This is a genomic window from Bacillus sp. NTK071, assembly GCF_017303315.1.
Lineage (GTDB): Bacteria > Bacillota > Bacilli > Bacillales > Guptibacillaceae > Guptibacillus.
In genome coordinates, this window is the sequence record NZ_JAFKOI010000154.1 from 1 (window position 1) to 256 (window position 256).

General features: G+C 64.5%; 1 protein-coding gene. It reads right to left on the reverse strand.

Going from position 1 to position 256, the window contains the following annotated elements:
- Window positions 1-256 (reverse strand): hypothetical protein (locus JI666_RS21415; protein ID WP_206895104.1); only part of this gene is annotated, 256 nt, incomplete at both ends.

Below are 256 nucleotides of genomic sequence, written 5' to 3' on the forward strand. Positions count from 1 at the left end.
GGCGCGGGGGTAATGCGTGGCGTAGAGGTCGTTTTCGGGGATGCCCAAGCTTTCGCCCAGGGCCAGCCCGCTGATCCAGAGGATCTCGGCCTCTTCGACCGTCAGATCGCTGGGCGTGGTGTCGCAGACTTCCAGCGACACCGACATGGCCACAACGTCATCAAGCAGGGTCTGTCGCCGCTCTTGCGAGAGTTCGGCGACATTCGGCGGTCGGACCTCGACGACATCGGCCAGACCGGGCAGCGGAGAGAAAAGG